Source organism: Pseudomonas sp. W2Oct36, assembly GCF_041060465.1.
Classification (GTDB): domain Bacteria; phylum Pseudomonadota; class Gammaproteobacteria; order Pseudomonadales; family Pseudomonadaceae; genus Aquipseudomonas; species Aquipseudomonas graminis_B.
Genome location: NZ_JAUERW010000018.1, coordinates 16,251 through 31,963, shown reverse-complemented (window position 1 = coordinate 31,963; position 15,713 = coordinate 16,251). Strand labels below are relative to the sequence as shown.

The following is a 15,713-nucleotide window of genomic DNA, read 5'->3' as shown; positions in this document are numbered from 1 at the left end:
AGATAACTGCCATGAACTGGTAATGAACGGATTCAACCCGACCCCAGGCCCGACTTTATGTCGGGCTTTGTCGTTTCTGGGCGAAGGCGAATAACCAAACAAACACGGCTTTAACGGGTCTACCACGGTAGTGGCGGGCATTGATGAACACCCATGGTGCCCATTGCAACTGGATCTGTCGTTTACGGCGATCGCAGTACCAACCCCTCTATCGCGAGAGAAAAAATGGCTCAGGGAACGAAAGCGGCATTGCAGAGTGAAGCGGTTGTCATGACTGCTCATGGCACCTATGACAGCTACGTGGGCACGGCGGATGACGACACCATCACGGGCACCACAAAGCGGGACTTCATCTCTGGCGGCGATGGCGACGACATCCTCATCGGTCAGGAAGGGGATCCCGACCCGTTCAGCAACGCGCAGGATCGCTACAACGGCGGCGCGGGCGTCGATACGATCACCAGCCACTCCGCTTATGTCTACGGGAACACGTTCGTCTACACCTCGGTGACGGACAGTTACTTCGACAAACAGGGCTCCCACTCGGACCTGATCAAAAACTTCCAATCCACTGACGTACTTGACCTGACAGCCCTCGGGCTGGAGCGCGTTGGTAATGGCCACAACGGCGATCTGGCAGTGACCTACAACGCCGACGAGGACATTACCTATGTTCGCTCTCTGGATAAAAACGCCCAAGGCCAGGCATTCGAAGTCAGACTTGAAGGCGATCACGCCGCTGAGCTTGGCACGCAAAATTTCGCCCTGCGCTACGACCTGACTGCAGAAAGCAATGGCCGCGAACATGGGCTAAGCAACAAGCAATACGTCATCACCGGGACCGATGGCGATGACATTCTGGTCGTTCCCCGCTCCGGCAACATCGTGACCGGTGGAGGCCGAGCGGACGAGATGTATGGCGGCGGCTCCCGTAACACGTTTGTCTTCGAGCATCTCACCGATAGCTTCGTGAACGACGGCACAGGCCAGTCCAGCGTTGATCTCATCCACAGCTTCAGCCTCGGTGACGGTGATCTGCTGGACGTTTCGGCACTGGGGTTCACCGGCCTTGGCAATGGCTACAACGGCACGCTCAATTACAGCTACGACAATGAAGCTGGTTACGCGATTGCCCAATCCTTCGAGGCCGATGAGGACGGCAACCGATTCGCCGTGCACCTGACGCAATACGACCGGGATCCGCTTACCGGCCTGCAGGACATGGATCGCTTCACCTTTGCCGGGGACAACGCAGCAGACCGCGCCAACCAGACGCTGACTGGCGATAACCACCGTGACACGTTCACCAATTCGACCGCGGGCGGCATCCTCGTCGGAGGCGGTGATGATGATCTGTTGGTGGGCAACACCGGGGTCGACACCTTCCGATATGTCGAGAAGAGCGACAGCTTCCGGGGCAATTCGGACTTCATCAAAAACTTCGACGCCACTCAGGACCGCATCGATGTTTCAGCGCTGGGTTACACAGGCCTTGGCGATGGCACCGATGGCACGCTCAAGGTGATCTATGACACGGCTCTGCACCGCACCTACCTCAAGGATTACGAAGCGGACGCTGACGGTAACCGATTCGAGATCAGTATCGACAAAAACGTCGCCAAGACTTTCACCGCCGATAACCTGATCGTGGCTGACGCGAGCGCTGCGCATATCGAGCTTGTGGGCCTGGCACCCGCTGACCTGCACCCGATCGGTTGAATCGAGAAGCGCCCTTCCAAATGGCAGGTACGAAAAAGCCGTCGCAGGTGCGACGGCTTTTTGCAGCATGGGCGGTGACACAGCTTCTCCCATGCGGGTACTGCTCACTGACTCTCAGTCAACGCTTTTGGCCCACACCGCCTGGGCGTTGGTGAACTCGCGCAACCCGAAGTGGGACAGCTCGCGACCGTAGCCACTCTTTTTGACGCCTCCCACCGGGATGCGCGCGTTAGTGGCCGGAAACCCATTGATGAACACGCCGCCGGTTTCCAGACGCCGGGCGATGCGTTGCGCGCGCGGAATGTCCTGGGTCCACAGGCTGCCGCCCAGTCCGTAGTCACTGGTGTTCGCCAGCAGGATAGCGTCTTCGGCGTTGGCGGCGATGGTGATCGCGGCCACCGGCCCGAAGGTTTCTTCATCAAATGCGGCCATGCCTGGCTTCACATCGGCCAGCACGGTAGGCGCGTAGAAGTTGCCGGGGCCGTCGATTTTCTTCCCGCCCAGCAGCAACGTCGCGCCGGCTGCAACAGTGCGTTGAACCTGACCATCCAGCTCATCGCGCAGATCAGCCCGAGCCATCGGGCCGACATTGATGGCGCTGTCCAACGGATCGCCCACTTTCAGTTGTTCGACCGCCGCAACGAATTGACGGGTGAATTGCTCGGCGATCGGCGCCTCGAGAATGAAGCGCTTGGCCGCGAGACAGACTTGGCCGGCGTTCTGGAAACGCGCTTCGACGGCGGCTTTCACCGCAAGGTCGATGTTCGCGTCGGCCAGCACAATAAAGGCGTCCGAACCGCCCAGCTCCAGCAGGCTCTTCTTGAGTGCCTTGCCTGCGGTGGCGGCGACGGCAGAACCTGCGCGCATGCTTCCCGTCAGCGTCACTGCAGCGATGCGCGGGTCTTCAATGGTGCGGGCCACGGTGTCGTTGTCGGCAATAAGGTTGGTGAACAGCCCTTTTGGAAAGCCCGCCGCCTCGTAGGCTTCTTGCAGCGCGTAAGCCGAGCCCATGACGTTCGGCGCGTGCTTGAGCATGAAGCCATTGCCCGACAACATGATCGGCCCGGAGGCACGAATCACCTGCCACAGCGGGAAATTCCAGGGCATCACCGCCAGCACGGTGCCGATCGGCAGGAAGGACACATGGACTTCATCGTCGCCGTCTACATTGACCGGCTCATCGGCAAGAATCGCCGGGCCGTTGTCGGCAATCCACTCGATCGTGGCCGCGCACTTCTCCACTTCACCACGGGCCGCCGCCAGGGTTTTGCCCATTTCAGCGGTGATCAGCGCAGCGAAGGGTTCCGACCGCTCACGGAGGATGGCTGCCAGACGACGGTAAGCCGACACTCGCTCAGCCATTGGAGTGGCGCGCCACAGACGAAACGCCGCAGCGTTCACGTCCAGCAACTGCTCGACTTCAGCCTGCGTCTGGAAGAGATAAGTGGCGATCAGCTCACCGGTGGCCGGGTCGCGTGATGTGGCGACGTTTGCGGTGGAGATCGGGCTCAGGTCAGACATCGTGATTACCTCGTTGGCGATCGGTGCAGCACATGTGCGCTGCGATGACCGTCACTCTAGGCAAGCCCGAAATAGCCAGGAAGGCGTGTTGTTATCCTATGACCGTGAGTCATAGGCAGTGTGGCGGGGAATGTAGGTCACCAGCGACAGGTCCGGCCGCCCTTCTGGCGTCAATGCGACGTAGGTGAAATCGATATGGCCGCTGATGGGGTGCAGCAGGCGCTTGCGACCCTCTTCGAAGCCTTTGACCTCGGTGTCCTGCCACCACTCTTTGAACTCGGGGCTCACGGCCGAGAGTTCTTCGATCAGGCTATCAAACGGTGCCTTGTCCTGAGCCAACGCGCGCGATGCCCGAAACGCACTGATCATGCCCCGCGCCATTTGCTCCCAATCCAGGATGATGGTTCGGTACGGAATGTACAGAAACAGCAGACGCAGCGTGTTGCGCTCATGGGGTTGCAACGAACCGTAGTCGACGAACAGCTCGGCGATGGCGTCGTTCCACGCCAGGATGTCGAGTCGGGCGTTGCGCACATACGCCGGAATCGGGTTGATCGCGCGCACCAGCATTTCCAGCCCGGCCGTCACCCCGCCGCCGGTCGCAGCAACCGGCACTTCCAGCGCGGAAAGCGCGTACAGGTGCGCGGACTCCACACGGTCGAGCTTGAGGACTTTGGATATCCGTTCCAGCGCGTCCGGCGAGGGCTGAATGTCACGGCCCTGCTCAAGCCAGGTGTACCAACTGACGCTGACCCCGGCGAGCGCCGCCACTTCTTCGCGGCGCAATCCCGGCGTGCGCCGGGGCCCCTCCGGTAGACCGAAGTCCTTCGGATCAAGGCGCGCCCGCCGGCTGGACAGGAAATTGCCGAACTCGCGGCGCTGCTCTATCGACGGTCTTTTCGCCATAACTCACTCGTGATCCATGCTGTCGTTTATCGCCGACAATCAGGCATCGTGGGTCATGGTCTGGCGTGGGTCAAGCCGGTCAAGGTATCGGCGATGGCTTTAGTACGCCGCGCCGTGCCTTCGGTGGCCTGGTTCGAGTGTTCCAGGGAATCGAGCATTTCGCGCAACGCGCCGACGCCGGTGGACTGGTCCTCGATCTGCTGCGCCACCCGCTGAATCTCGCTGGAGAGCAGGTCGATGTCGACGCCAATCTCCGCTGCGTTTTTGCGGGTGATTTCCGCCAGCTTGCGCACTTCGTCGGCGACCACGGCGAAGCCTCGGCCCAGGTCCCCTGCCCGCGCGGCCTCGATCGCGGCGTTGAGCGCCAGCAGATTGGTCTGTCCGGCGATTTGCTGAATCACCTGCACGATGGACTGGATCCGCAGGCTCGATTCCGCAAGGGCTCGTGCGCCGACCACCGCTTCGTCCGCCTGGCTGACCAGCGCTACCACGGTATTACCGGCGTTTGTCGAGACAGTGTTCTGCTGGTCAATCGTTCCGGCCAGATCGTCCATGGACAGGTGCAGCTCGCCGGAATAGTGCTTGATTTGCGTGGACATCTCTTCCTGCTGCTGACCGGCCTGGGCAAGGACCCTACCCAGTGCGGCCAGGCCCTCGAACACGGGCAGCACTTTGGTATCCAGCCCGCGAGTGTCCAGCGCATTGTTGAAATCGTTGAGCTTGAACGCCTCGATCTGCTTCACGATGACGTGGTTCAAACCCACCATCTTTTTCAGCTGGCGGCGCAGGAAAAACGCCTTGAACTCTCCGTAGTGGGCGATGAAATTGTCCACGTACTCATCAGTGAATGACGCGCCTTTTGCCACCCGGAAGAAAAAGATCGCCGTGAGCGTCTGGTTCAGGTTCAGGCCGAGAATTTCGCCGAAGGTCGAGAACCCCACCACCGGCACGTCACCGAACAATCCGGTCATGCTGCCCAGGTCCTTGCCGTTGTTGGCCCGACGCAAGATGCAGTCGTTGAGGATCGCCGCCACGGGCTGCCCGCCCTTGCCGCGCAGGAATTGCTCGTAATCCACCTGGGTGGCTTCGCGCAACGGGGTGCGCTTGACCATCACCAGCTCCTCGCCGGGGGCCACGTCGCAGAACAGCTGAATGATTTGCTGTGCATGGTCGATGCGCGCGATCGATCGCACGAACAGTTCGCTGCCCACGCGAATGGCGAAGGAGTACTCCGCGAGGTTCTTTTCCAGGGCGTGAGCGTCGCAACTGAAGGCGTTACACAGGGCCTGGACCATGCTCATGATGTTGCCCTGGCTGTCGATCACCTGGTCGATGGTGCGGTCTTCGACCGACGCAGTCAGGACACTGAAGGTCAGCCCGGCGGGTTTGAAGTTCTGACTTTTGAACACGCCGAACCGTATGTCGGCAGCGGTCTTGATGAAGACAATCTGCGCATGATTCTGATAGCTGCGCTGGCCGTCGTGGATCAGCGTCTTCTTGAAATCCGACTTGCCACCAGCCGAACCGCCGACAAAAAGGCATGGGAAGCGACCGGACTCGTACAGCGCTTCCATGAAGAACGATTCGGACGCCGACAAGCCGTCGAACACCACATAGGCCAGGGTGTCGCGGTGGTCGATGGCCGTGCTGACCTGGGCACGCTTGATATTGTTGACCAGTTTTTCAATACGCTCACGCATTTCCATGCGCTTGCCGCCGCTGCGGATGTCTTCGCATTCCAGCGGCACCATCACCACTTCAGCGGAGGCAATCACGCTTTTTTCGAAAAGCTGCAAGACGATGCGGTCCCAGCGATCGCCCGTCGCACAATACAAACCGGTCGCACTGTTGCACAGCTCGCCGGAGGTGGTGCACAGGCTCAGCGCGCTGCCGGGAAAGCGCTGCTTGATACGCGCCGCGACCTGATCGATGTCCAGATGGGGAGAGACGAAACCCGTCACCAGAACGGGAACCGAACGCACGCCTGCCAAGGCACGATCCAGTTCACCAGCGGTGCAGTTAATGCTGATCGCTTCCTGACGGTTCGCGCGGGATCGGTTGAAGAGTTTGAGTGGGTTCATCGTCGGCTCACTAGAAGGGATCGCTGAGCGCATGACTGCATACGCGGCAGCTTTCCTCTGTATCGGCCGTGGAAAATCTGACTTGAAGGACAACCCGCGGGATTGGTCGGGGGGGGCGAACCTAAGCCCGCATGATTGCTTCAGTTTCAATCGCCGTCGGTGCGATGGATGCGAAAGCCGTGGCGCCCGCCGCGAAGGGGGCTTTAGCGTGAGCGCCGGGATTTCATAATCTCCGGCGTTCTGTCGACGCCCACCTGTGGCGGCGCGACCTCATTGCTTCGACGATCAAAACGACGTCCTGCCCGCCGCACTGATGCTGAGGCCTGCATCTGTCATGCGCAATCAAGGCGCGCTCATCCCATCGCTGAATCCTGGAGCCCCGTCGTCAGCGAAGGCCAAACCCCATCCGGATCAATTGCTCAACCAAATGTTCACGGCCATGGAGGTTGGAGGTGTCACGAAGTCGGTTGACGACTTGTTCAGACCAACCGTTTGCCCTCATCCCCTCGCGCTGGTAGAAAGCCCCCAACCGCTGATCATACGCGGCGACTGCGGCCGGCTCTGGCTCCGCCGCGTAGGTTTCGTGGTGAAGCACCGCGGCCTGTGGAAGCCTCGGTTTGACCTTCGCGGGCAGTTCGCTGGAGGGATAGCCGACGCAGAGGCCAAATACGGGGTAAACGTGTGGAGGCAGTTCTAGCTCCTTGGCGACCCCCTCGATGTCATTGCGAATGGCGCCGATGTAAACGCTGCCAAGCCCCAACGATTCGAGTGCCACAACGGCGTTTTGAGCCGCCAGCGAAGCATCTATCGTGCCCAGCAACAGGCTTTCGAGGTAGGGAAGCGCGTGCAGTTCGGCGTGCTGCTGCTCGGCTACACGGGAGACGCGAGAAAGGTCGGCAAGCCATACCAGAAACAGCGGCGCCTGTCGGATGTAAGCCTGGTTGCCGGCCAGCGCCGAGAGGCGCGCCTTGCGATCCGTGTCCCGCACCGCGACCACGCTCCAGACCTGCAGGTTTGAAGAGGTGGCTGCAGACTGCGCAGCAGCGACCAGTGTTTCCACCAGCCCATCCGGCAGAGGCTCGGTGCTGAAAGCGCGAACGCTGCGATGGTCGAGCAATTGATCGATGGTATCGTTCCAGGTGGTGAGCGCAGACGCATCGGGTTCGCCGTACCGCGCCGCCATTCTGGATTGGCTGGTTGTGGTCATAAATCTCTCCAAAAAAGTGATGCGAGGCTACCAAATCGATGCCACAGGCGCATGCCTTGGGTAGGCATTTTCATGCGACCGCCCTTCAAACTGAGCCATCCGAGGAAAGCCATTTGTCAGCAGAGCCTCTTACTGCGCGTGACACCTGTCAGGTCCTGCGTGACATTGCCCTCGGCATTCGGGTGATGCGTCGGGTGGACGGCAACGCTCAAGTCCAGACCGACAGCGGACTGATGACCGTCGATGCCGATGGCTGGCTGATCACGTTTTACAAAGAGCACAACGCCCTGGACCACTGCGACCGCTGCCTCAGCCCCGAAGGCCGGACTTATATGTTTGACGCCCGCCAGCGTTACGGCACTGATCCCCTTGAGCTGCTGAGCACGTGGGAACGCGGTCAGCTGGAAACGCTGCTCTCCCTCATCTAAGCGAACGCTCATACACCGCGCGTCAAAAGAAACGGGCTCGGCCCCATAGCGTGGGATGACGGAACCAAAGCGGATCAGTTGCCACTCAAGCGGTATAACGTCCGGAGCGATACGGGTGCGTCTTCTCAAGGCAGTGGCAGTGCGCAAGGCAAGGCGTGAGATGGGCTGGAAGGCTCTGACTTACTGACTCAACCCGACCACCTACCTTCAGACAGGCAAAAAAATCTGGAAAACCCGTTTTCATGGGCCTTCCAGATTTTCAAATGGTGAGTCGTGTGGGATTCGAACCTACGACCCATTGTTAGAGACAAGCGGGCGTAAGACTCGCTCCAAGCCCCCGTGACATAACGCGCTTAGCCCAAGGCATTCGGCAACGCAGCCCCTAATGAATCCCCATTAAATGCGACTGACCCGCTCCGCCTGGGCCGACGCTTTGTGACCCAGACGTATCAGTTCGTTGGAGAAACACAAACCAGCGATGATCAGGGCCGCTCCCAGATAAAGGCTTTCGCGCGGTACTTCATTGAGGGCGACAAATGCCAGCAGTGCCGCGAAGAGCGGTTCGGTCAGTTCAAGCGCTTGCACCTGGGATGGCTTGAGGTATTCGATCGCCTTGGTCGTGCAGAAAAAGCCAAGGATGGTCGGCAGCGCGGCCAGCGCCAGCAGTGCGGCAATCGCCATGGATGACAGCTCGCCTATCACGAAGCCATCGCCAGCGGCAGGCATCAGCAGGTACAGGCTGCCGAAGAAGAGCAGTTGACGAGTGAAATGCAAGCCACCTGAAACACCCATTTTTTTCATCACAACTGAAAACGCTCCGTAGCCACAGCCTGCGACGGAGGCCAGCGCTGCGCCTTCCAGAGTGAAACCCTGCTGCAAATCAGCGCCGAATATCACTGCAATCCCTGAGATGGCAAGTGCGGCACCCACGGTTGCGTTTGCAGTGATGGGATCCTTCAGGAACAGGCGCCCCAGAATGATCGACGAAATTGAGGCACTGGCCATGAGTACGACGACGACACCCGCGGCGGCGTAATGCCGGTAGGCGGAAGTCTCGAAATGGAACAGCACGAAAATACCAAGGAACGCGCAGATCGCCGCCTGGCTCCATTTGGCGGCTGAGGTCGGACGCTTGAGAAAAAGCAGCACGATCGAGAGCAGGATGCACCCCACTATCGTTTTGATGACGGCAACGCTGCTGGAAGTGAAGCCATTGCTCATGAGCAACTTGCTGAGCACCCCAATGGTTGCGTTCAGTGCGGCAGCGGAGAGCGCGAAAATAACGCCTTTGCTGAAATTAGATTGCATTGATGTCGTTCCCTGTACTGGTTTGTCGTCCGAGGAGATGTTGGCCCGTATTGACGGGGCGAAATTCGAGGATGTGAAGATGCTGCCAAAGCCCGCCGTTTAAGCAGGCTGAGGGGGCAACTACGATTCTTGCGCACACTTGGATCCAACAATCATTACTGATGTCGCCATGAGAGCGCAACCGCGAAGGCGTGCCGAATTCTCACTGGGTCGATCGTTGGAGCAAGGCAGGAAGGGATCGTAGGTGGGGTCAGGTAGACAATGCGCGGCCGACGGCCCGTGGTGAAGTCTGCGCGTGACTACACCTCAGGCTTGATGGCTCCGATGGGATACCGCACGTCTGCGACTTCCAGCGAGGCCAGCTGAGCTATCCGGATGTCGCTGGAAGGGGTGACCCACAAAAGCATCACATCGCGCTTCGGTAGACGGCCAGTCAGATGCGGCGCGCATCAGGTGATTGGATGCACAGGGCGAAAGGAGGTGGACAACTTCAACAAGCTGCAGTCGCCTGGCACACAGCGAAACTGAGGGAATAGTCGTGCCCAGTTCCCAGTTGCATCGCCTCAGTTCGCAGCTTTACTCACGCCCTACTGCTTTTCAGACAGGCAAAAAAAAATCTGGAAATCCGCATTTTCATGGGCCTTCCAGATTTTCGAAATGGTGGGTCGTGTGGGATTCGAACCTACGACCAATTGGTTAAAAGCCAACTGCTCTACCAACTGAGCTAACGACCCGCTTCGTTGTGGCGCGTATATTACTGATATTTCACAGTAATTCAACACCCAAGCGAAAATAATTTAAAAATAACGCGTCGGGTCCGTCACACCCGCCGCCGCGAAGCCCTCAGCGCGCAAGCGGCAGCTGTCGCATTTTCCGCACGCACGCCCCTGCTCGTCGGCTTGATAGCAGGAAACCGTCAACCCGTAATCCACACCCAAACGCGTACCGGTTTTGACGATATCGGCCTTGCTCAGCATCTGCAGCGGCGCCTGTATCCTGAATCCCTGCCCTTCAACGCCAGCCTTGGTGGCGAGATTGGCCATGCGCTCGAACGACTCGACAAACTCCGGACGGCAATCCGGGTAGCCGGAGTAATCCACGGCGTTGACCCCGATGAAGATATCCCGTGCGCCGAGCACTTCGGCCCAGCCCAACGCGAGAGAGAGGAAAACGGTATTGCGCGCCGGCACGTATGTCACCGGTATGCCTTCGCCCGGCGTCTCCGGCACCGCGATGCTGCTGTCAGTCAGCGCAGACCCGCCGATGCCGTTGAGGTTAAGGCCGATGACCTTGTGCTCAACGACGCCCATATCCGCCGCTACCCGCTCCGCCGCCTGCAACTCGGCGCGATGCCGCTGGCCGTAGTCGAAGCTCATGGTGTAGCAGCTAAAACCATCGGCCTTGGCCATTGCCACCACGGTGGCCGAATCCAGGCCGCCGGACAGCAGGATTACCGCTCTTTTCTCAGTCATCGATTGCTCACTCATTCAGCGCCCCGGCTCGTCGTTCCAGAGGATTTTATGCAACTGCAATTGCAGACGCACCGGGAGGTTGTCGGCAACGATCCAGTCGGCCAGGTCTCTGACGTTCAAATCGCGGTGCACAGGGGAAAAAAGCACTTCGCCGGCGCGACGGTCCAGACCGTACTGAATGATCTTGGAGACGGCCCAGTCGTAATCTTCCCGCGAACAAATCACGAATTTGATCTGGTCGTTGGGCGTGAGCAGGTCAATATTTTCGTATCGGTTGCGTGCCACTTCTTTTGAACCTGGGGTCTTCAAGTCGACGACGCGGCTCACGCGGGGATCGACTTTCGAAATGTCCAGCGCGCCACTGGTTTCCAGAGAAACCTCGTAGCCCGCGTCACACAGCCGCTGAAGCAAAGGAATAGCGTTCGGCTGAGCAAGGGGCTCGCCGCCTGTGACGCAGACGTAGCGCGGGCGATAGCTGGCAACCTGCTCCATCAGTGAATCGAGGGTCTGGATGGTTCCGCCGGTGAAGGCGTATTCGCTATCGCAATAACCGCAACGCAATGGGCAGCCGGTGAGTCGCACGAAAACGGTAGGCAAGCCTGCCGTGCGCGTTTCACCCTGCAGAGAGTAGAAAACTTCGGTGATGCGTAATGTGTCTTGCATAGGGGCCACGGGCGTAACGGCTAAACAGGCCATCCGCCTCCGTCAGGCACTTCTGTACACCCTGCGCACGCAGAATCCACAGAAGCGTAATCAATACCGGAATTTCGGGGGCGGAATTCTAACGAAGAAAGCCGCGCAATGCGCGGCTTTCTTGAATCAGCGGTCAGATTGAGTAGCAATCAGAGACGCTGCAGGTCTCGCTGAGCCAGCTGAGCGGCTGAGGTGCCCGGATATTGAGCAACCACTTGCTGAAGGATACCCTTCACTTTGTCAGTGTGACCCAGTCGACGTTCAACGTCCGCCAGCTTGTACAGGGAATCAGGCACTTTGGCGTGCTTTGGGTAAAGCTGACTGACCTTTGCGAAGGCCTGACCGGCACCTTGAAGGTCACCCTTGGCCAGATTGACTTCGCCCAACCAGTATTGAGCATTGCCCGCGTACTGGCTGTTCGGGTATTTGCGCAGGAACGCCGCAAAAGCCTGACTGGCCTTGTCGAAGTCTTTCGCCTTGATCAGGTCGAAAGCAGCGTCGTAATAAAGCTTTTCTTTCGCTGGGTCACCGGGCTCGCTGCTCGCCTGAGGCGCTTGAGCGGCTGATGACGCGGGTGCTCCGCCGGCATTGCTGCCACCGTCGGATGCGGAATTGTTGGTAGCTGATGGGGCAGATGCGCCTCCAGCTCCGATACGGGAATCGAGATCTTTGTAACGATCCAGCGCTTCTTGCTTCATCTGCTGGATATCGTTCTGCTGAACTTCCACTATTCCGCGCAAGCGCGAAATTTCGTCCTGCATTTGCTGCAATTGCATGAACAGCTGACCTTGCGCCGAAGGCGCGGCCGTAGCCGCACCCCCGGCGTAGGCGCCAGACGTGCCATAACCCGATGGCGGATAACTGCTACCAGCAGAGCCAGAGTTGTCATCGACCACAGGAACCGCACCCATCGCTGCAAGAGGAAGGGTGAGAGCCAAAACGGTTAAAGCACGTCGGCACGTTCGCATGTCAAATTACTTACGCAGTTCGACGCGACGGTTTTGAGCCCACGATTGCTCGTCGTTACCGGTAGCAACTGGACGCTCTTCACCGTAGGAAACGAGTTCCAGCTGAGCTGGCGAAACGCCTTGCAGAACCAGGTAGCGTTGAACGGCTTTCGCACGACGCTCGCCCAGGGCCAAGTTGTATTCGCGAGTACCGCGTTCGTCGGTGTTGCCTTCCAGAACTACGCGAGCGCCGTTGGCTTTCAGGTCTTTGGCGTGAACGTCCAGAGCGCGCATGGCTTCTGGCTTCAGGTCGGAACTGTCGTATTCGAAGTAGAAAGTGGTGATAGCGCGCAGAGCAGCTTCTTCGCTCAGGCTGCCATCAACAGCGCCAGAGTTAGCGCCGTAACCAGCGTTAGGATCAACAGCAGCGCCGCCAGCACCGGCATTGTCGCCGCCTTTGGACGAGCAACCTACAGCTACAGCCATGGCCAGAGCCAGCGCAGCAAATTTACCAAACTTCAGCATTTCCATCGTAAAACTCCTAATGAACCCCAAGTGTGTTAAGTACAACGTAAAGCGCCGCGTCAGTTCAGGTAAGGGGACCAGGAAGGTTCTCTGACTTCGCCTTGAGCGGTAGGAAGCGGGAGCCTTACGCGTCCATTAATGGACACGAGCATCAAGACTCCCCGGCCCTGCTGGCGGGTGGCGTAGATTACCATGGTGCCGTTAGGCGCAACAGTAGGCGACTCATCAAGGTTGCTGTCTGTGAGGATTTTTACGCTACCGCGCTGCAAATCCTGAGCTGCCACCTTGAAGTTAGTGAAGCCATCTTGACGATGGATCATCACCAGAGTCTTTTCATCCGCCGATAACTTAGGGTTGGCATTGTAGTTACCGATGAAAGTAACGCGCTCTGCCCCTCCGCCATTAATATTGGTTTTATAGATTTGTGGCTTGCCGCCGCGGTCAGACGTGAAATAAAGCGTGGAGCCGTCTTTACCGAAGAACGGTTCTGTATCAATGGAAGAATCGTTGGTCACTCGCGACAATTGACGCGACGCCAGATTCATCACATAGATTTCCGGGTTGCCATCTTTCGACAAGACCATGGCCAGCTTAGTGCCATCCGGGGACCACGCAGGGGCGCCGTTCAGGCCTTCGAAGTTGGTGATCTGCTCGCGACGACCGGTGTCGATGTGCTGAACGAAGATCCGTGGGCGCTTCTGTTCGAACGACACATAGGCAATACGCTTGCCGTCGGGCGCAAAGCGAGGCGACAGGATCGGCTCACGTGACTGCAACAGCGTGACAGCACGGGCGCCATCATAATCCGAACGCTGCAGGGTGTAGCGCGTGTTGTCAGTCGAAAAACGTTCCGCAGTCACGTACAGCATGCGGGTCGAAAACGCACCCTTGATGCCGGTCAGCTTCTCGAATGACTGGTCGGCAATGTAGTGCGACATGTCACGCAATTGGTCTGTGGTGCCCGAAACGTTGCCGGTCAGGACCTGCTGCTCGGTGGCCACATTGAACAGCGCGTATTGGACCTGCAAGCGACCGCCCGAAGGAACAATGCTGCCGACCATGACGTACTGGGCACCCAGCGCCTTCCAGTCACGGAAGATGACTTCGCTGGCCTGGCGTGGCTGGCTGATCATGTTTTCCTTTGGAATCGGCGAGTAGTAGCCCGAGTTCTGAAGGTCGTTACCAATGATCTTGGCCATGTCTTCCGGCAGCACACTGCCGCCCTGCAAGCCGAACGGCACCACCGCGATTGGCGTGGCGCGGTCACTGCCGCTTGTTACCAGAATGTTCTTTTCGTCGGCAGCGGCGAAACCCGCTGCGCAACACAGAACGACAAGCATTCCTCGAAGAAGGTTAATCACAAGGCTAGGTCCTCAGGTGTGAATGTCATCTTGAATGAACGGTAAGGTGCGAAGTCCGAAGGCTTCATTCCCTGCATCTCTGTCAAACGACCAATGTTCTTGACCGCCGCTACTGCTGAACTGTCGAAAGGACCATCGCCGCTGGACTTGCTCACGTTGACCGAAGTCACGGTGCCGTCCGGCAACATGTTGATCTGCAAGACGACCGTCATGCCCTTGCGCGCGGAAGGGGGACGTGCCCAACCTTCAGCCGCCCGAGAGCGAATCAAATCATCGAAGCTGCCAGCCACTTCGTCGCCACGCTCATCGGCCAGCGCCTGTTGGCGTTCCGGCTTGTCGGAAAGCAGGTCGGCCAGTGCTTGCGCCTTCTTGTCTTCCGCTGATTTGCGAGCCGCGTCCTGGGCTTTCTTCTTCGCGTCTTCCGCAGCCTTCTTCTTGGCGTCCTCAGCCGCTTTTTTCTTCGCGTCTTCGGCAGCCTTTTTCTTGGCGTCGTCTGCAGCCTGCTTCTTCGCGTCCTCGGCAGCCTGTTTCTTGGCTTCCTCGGCGGCCGCGCGCTTAGCGTCTTCTTCGGCTTTCTTCTTCGCGTCGTCTTCGGCTTTCTTCTTGGCTATATCAGCCAATTGCTTCTCTTCAGCGGTTTTCTTCGCGTCATCCGCTTTTTTGGCTTCGGCCTTCTTAGCGTCGTCCGCAGCTTTCTTGGCGTCATCGGCTTTCTTGGCGTCGTCAGCTTTTTTCGCTTCTTCGGCCTTTTGTTCTTCGGCTTTTTGAGCGGCATCGGCTTTCTTTTGTTCCGCCGCCTTCACCGCCTCTTGCTCAACTTTTTTCTGCTCCATCTGCTCGACTTCGGTTTGTCGCGCAGCGGACTTCTTCGCCTCACCGGCAAGCTTCTGGTTGGTCTGGGTGGTTGCCTGACTTTTTGATTTCAACTGATAGAGCGTGGCCTGAACAATCGGCCTGGCTTCAGGAAGCTCGGGCGTCATTGCGAAGCTGACGAACAACAAACCAAAAATCAGGACGTGCAGTCCTACCGCCCAGACGGACGGCCAGAAGTAGCTTTCCGAGGCGGACGGCTCTCGAATCGGCTGCATCAGGGGGCCTCGGTAATCAAACCAACGTTCCCGACCCCGGCCTTCTGCAACCCGCCCATCGTGCCCATGACAGCGCCGTAGTCGACCGTCTTGTCGCCACGGATGAACACTTGGGTCTGCTTGCCCGCGTCACGACCGGCTGCAATGATTTTGGTCACGGCGCTGGTCAGTTGGGGCAAGGTCATTGCCTTGTCCATTTGCTTGTCGGTGTCGACTTCGCTGCCAAGGTTCCAGTAATAGGTCTTGTCAGCCTTGATCGAGATCGTCAGAACCTGATTGTTGTTGTCCTGCGGCAAAGCCTCGCTGGAGACCTTGGGCAGATCAACTTTCACGCCCTGGTTGATCATCGGAGCCGTCACCATGAAGATAACCAGCAGCACCAGCATCACGTCGATGTACGGCACCACGTTCATTTCGGCGACCGGCTTGCGCTTGTTGCGTCGGCCGCGAGCGATTA

At 58.6% G+C, this 15,713-nt stretch carries 14 protein-coding genes and 1 tRNA gene; 2 read left to right on the top strand and 13 right to left on the bottom strand.

Annotated elements, in window-relative coordinates; translation table 11 throughout:
• Nucleotides 1–225 precede the first annotated feature (225 nt).
• Nucleotides 226–1,719, top strand: a complete 1,494-nt coding sequence (locus QWI18_RS20445; protein ID WP_192132104.1) for a M10 family metallopeptidase C-terminal domain-containing protein — start codon at nucleotides 226–228, stop codon at nucleotides 1,717–1,719.
• 114 nt (nucleotides 1,720–1,833) lie between these two features.
• On the opposite strand, the gene QWI18_RS20440 is transcribed toward QWI18_RS20445, so the two are convergent.
• The 4 genes from QWI18_RS20440 to QWI18_RS20425 all read right to left on the bottom strand — a co-directional run bounded on the left by QWI18_RS20440 (nucleotide 1,834) and on the right by QWI18_RS20425 (nucleotide 7,434).
• Nucleotides 1,834–3,231, bottom strand: a complete 1,398-nt coding sequence (locus QWI18_RS20440) for an NAD-dependent succinate-semialdehyde dehydrogenase (protein WP_369319733.1) — start codon at nucleotides 3,229–3,231, stop codon at nucleotides 1,834–1,836.
• 105 nt (nucleotides 3,232–3,336) lie between these two features.
• On the bottom strand, nucleotides 3,337–4,146 hold the full coding sequence (locus QWI18_RS20435) for a helix-turn-helix transcriptional regulator (RefSeq protein ID WP_192132108.1): 810 nt from the start codon (nucleotides 4,144–4,146) through the stop codon (nucleotides 3,337–3,339).
• A 53-nt stretch (nucleotides 4,147–4,199) separates the two neighbouring features.
• The gene (locus tag QWI18_RS20430; protein ID WP_065986019.1) at nucleotides 4,200–6,227 is read right to left on the bottom strand and encodes an FIST N-terminal domain-containing protein; all 2,028 of its coding nucleotides are present in this window, start codon (nucleotides 6,225–6,227) and stop codon (nucleotides 4,200–4,202) included.
• A gap of 385 nt (nucleotides 6,228–6,612) precedes the next feature.
• Nucleotides 6,613–7,434 carry an NADPH-dependent oxidoreductase gene (locus tag QWI18_RS20425; RefSeq protein ID WP_192132110.1) on the bottom strand — a complete coding sequence of 274 codons (822 nt, stop codon included), beginning with the start codon at nucleotides 7,432–7,434 and terminating at the stop codon, nucleotides 6,613–6,615.
• Between the two features lie 113 nt (nucleotides 7,435–7,547).
• Here QWI18_RS20425 and QWI18_RS20420 point away from each other — a divergent pair, with 113 nt between their 5' ends.
• Nucleotides 7,548–7,862, top strand: a complete 315-nt coding sequence (locus QWI18_RS20420) for a hypothetical protein (RefSeq protein WP_192132112.1) — start codon at nucleotides 7,548–7,550, stop codon at nucleotides 7,860–7,862.
• A gap of 396 nt (nucleotides 7,863–8,258) precedes the next feature.
• Here QWI18_RS20420 and QWI18_RS20415 read toward each other — a convergent pair whose 3' ends face one another.
• The 9 genes from QWI18_RS20415 to tolR form a co-directional block, all read right to left on the bottom strand.
• A complete protein-coding gene (locus QWI18_RS20415) occupies nucleotides 8,259–9,170 on the bottom strand; it encodes a DMT family transporter (RefSeq protein ID WP_192132114.1) in 912 nt (303 codons plus the stop codon).
• 658 nt (nucleotides 9,171–9,828) lie between these two features.
• Nucleotides 9,829–9,904: transfer RNA gene (locus QWI18_RS20410), tRNA-Lys, on the bottom strand.
• A gap of 63 nt (nucleotides 9,905–9,967) precedes the next feature.
• Nucleotides 9,968–10,642, bottom strand: coding sequence for a 7-cyano-7-deazaguanine synthase QueC (gene queC, locus QWI18_RS20405; RefSeq protein WP_167355802.1), 675 nt, complete (start codon nucleotides 10,640–10,642; stop codon nucleotides 9,968–9,970).
• Between the two features lie 15 nt (nucleotides 10,643–10,657).
• Nucleotides 10,658–11,305: a 7-carboxy-7-deazaguanine synthase QueE gene (gene queE, locus QWI18_RS20400; RefSeq protein ID WP_065989715.1), complete on the bottom strand. Its 648-nt coding sequence runs from the start codon at nucleotides 11,303–11,305 to the stop codon at nucleotides 10,658–10,660.
• Between the two features lie 179 nt (nucleotides 11,306–11,484).
• Nucleotides 11,485–12,303 carry a tol-pal system protein YbgF gene (gene ybgF, locus QWI18_RS20395; RefSeq protein WP_065989717.1) on the bottom strand — a complete coding sequence of 273 codons (819 nt, stop codon included), beginning with the start codon at nucleotides 12,301–12,303 and terminating at the stop codon, nucleotides 11,485–11,487.
• Nucleotides 12,304–12,309: 6 nt separating this feature from the next.
• On the bottom strand, nucleotides 12,310–12,813 hold the full coding sequence (gene pal / locus QWI18_RS20390; protein WP_065989719.1) for a peptidoglycan-associated lipoprotein Pal: 504 nt from the start codon (nucleotides 12,811–12,813) through the stop codon (nucleotides 12,310–12,312).
• A gap of 53 nt (nucleotides 12,814–12,866) precedes the next feature.
• Nucleotides 12,867–14,147 carry a Tol-Pal system beta propeller repeat protein TolB gene (gene tolB / locus QWI18_RS20385; RefSeq protein ID WP_369319732.1) on the bottom strand — a complete coding sequence of 427 codons (1,281 nt, stop codon included), beginning with the start codon at nucleotides 14,145–14,147 and terminating at the stop codon, nucleotides 12,867–12,869.
• A gap of 17 nt (nucleotides 14,148–14,164) precedes the next feature.
• Entirely contained in the window at nucleotides 14,165–15,256 is a 1,092-nt protein-coding gene (gene tolA, locus QWI18_RS20380) for a cell envelope integrity protein TolA (protein ID WP_065989723.1), read from the bottom strand.
• Entirely contained in the window at nucleotides 15,256–15,711 is a 456-nt protein-coding gene (gene tolR, locus QWI18_RS20375; protein WP_172613049.1) for a protein TolR, read from the bottom strand. The genes tolA and tolR overlap by 1 nt, the downstream gene beginning before the upstream one ends.
• Between the last annotated feature and the right edge of the window lie 2 nt (nucleotides 15,712–15,713).

Excerpts from the sequence above, each read along its gene's own strand:
- queC (WP_167355802.1), bottom strand. The coding sequence starts at position 10,642 with ATGACTGAGAAAAGAGCGGTAATCCTGCTGTCCGGCGGCCTGGATTCG.
- queE (WP_065989715.1), bottom strand. The coding sequence starts at position 11,305 with ATGCAAGACACATTACGCATCACCGAAGTTTTCTACTCTCTGCAGGGT.
- ybgF (WP_065989717.1), bottom strand. The coding sequence starts at position 12,303 with ATGCGAACGTGCCGACGTGCTTTAACCGTTTTGGCTCTCACCCTTCCT.
- QWI18_RS20415 (WP_192132114.1), bottom strand. The coding sequence starts at position 9,170 with ATGCAATCTAATTTCAGCAAAGGCGTTATTTTCGCGCTCTCCGCTGCC.
- tolB (WP_369319732.1), bottom strand. The coding sequence starts at position 14,147 with ATGCTTGTCGTTCTGTGTTGCGCAGCGGGTTTCGCCGCTGCCGACGAA.
- pal (WP_065989719.1), bottom strand. The coding sequence starts at position 12,813 with ATGGAAATGCTGAAGTTTGGTAAATTTGCTGCGCTGGCTCTGGCCATG.
- QWI18_RS20425 (WP_192132110.1), bottom strand. The coding sequence starts at position 7,434 with ATGACCACAACCAGCCAATCCAGAATGGCGGCGCGGTACGGCGAACCC.
- QWI18_RS20430 (WP_065986019.1), bottom strand. The coding sequence starts at position 6,227 with ATGAACCCACTCAAACTCTTCAACCGATCCCGCGCGAACCGTCAGGAA.
- QWI18_RS20445 (WP_192132104.1), top strand. The coding sequence starts at position 226 with ATGGCTCAGGGAACGAAAGCGGCATTGCAGAGTGAAGCGGTTGTCATG.
- tolA (WP_065989723.1), bottom strand. The coding sequence starts at position 15,256 with ATGCAGCCGATTCGAGAGCCGTCCGCCTCGGAAAGCTACTTCTGGCCG.
- QWI18_RS20435 (WP_192132108.1), bottom strand. The coding sequence starts at position 4,146 with ATGGCGAAAAGACCGTCGATAGAGCAGCGCCGCGAGTTCGGCAATTTC.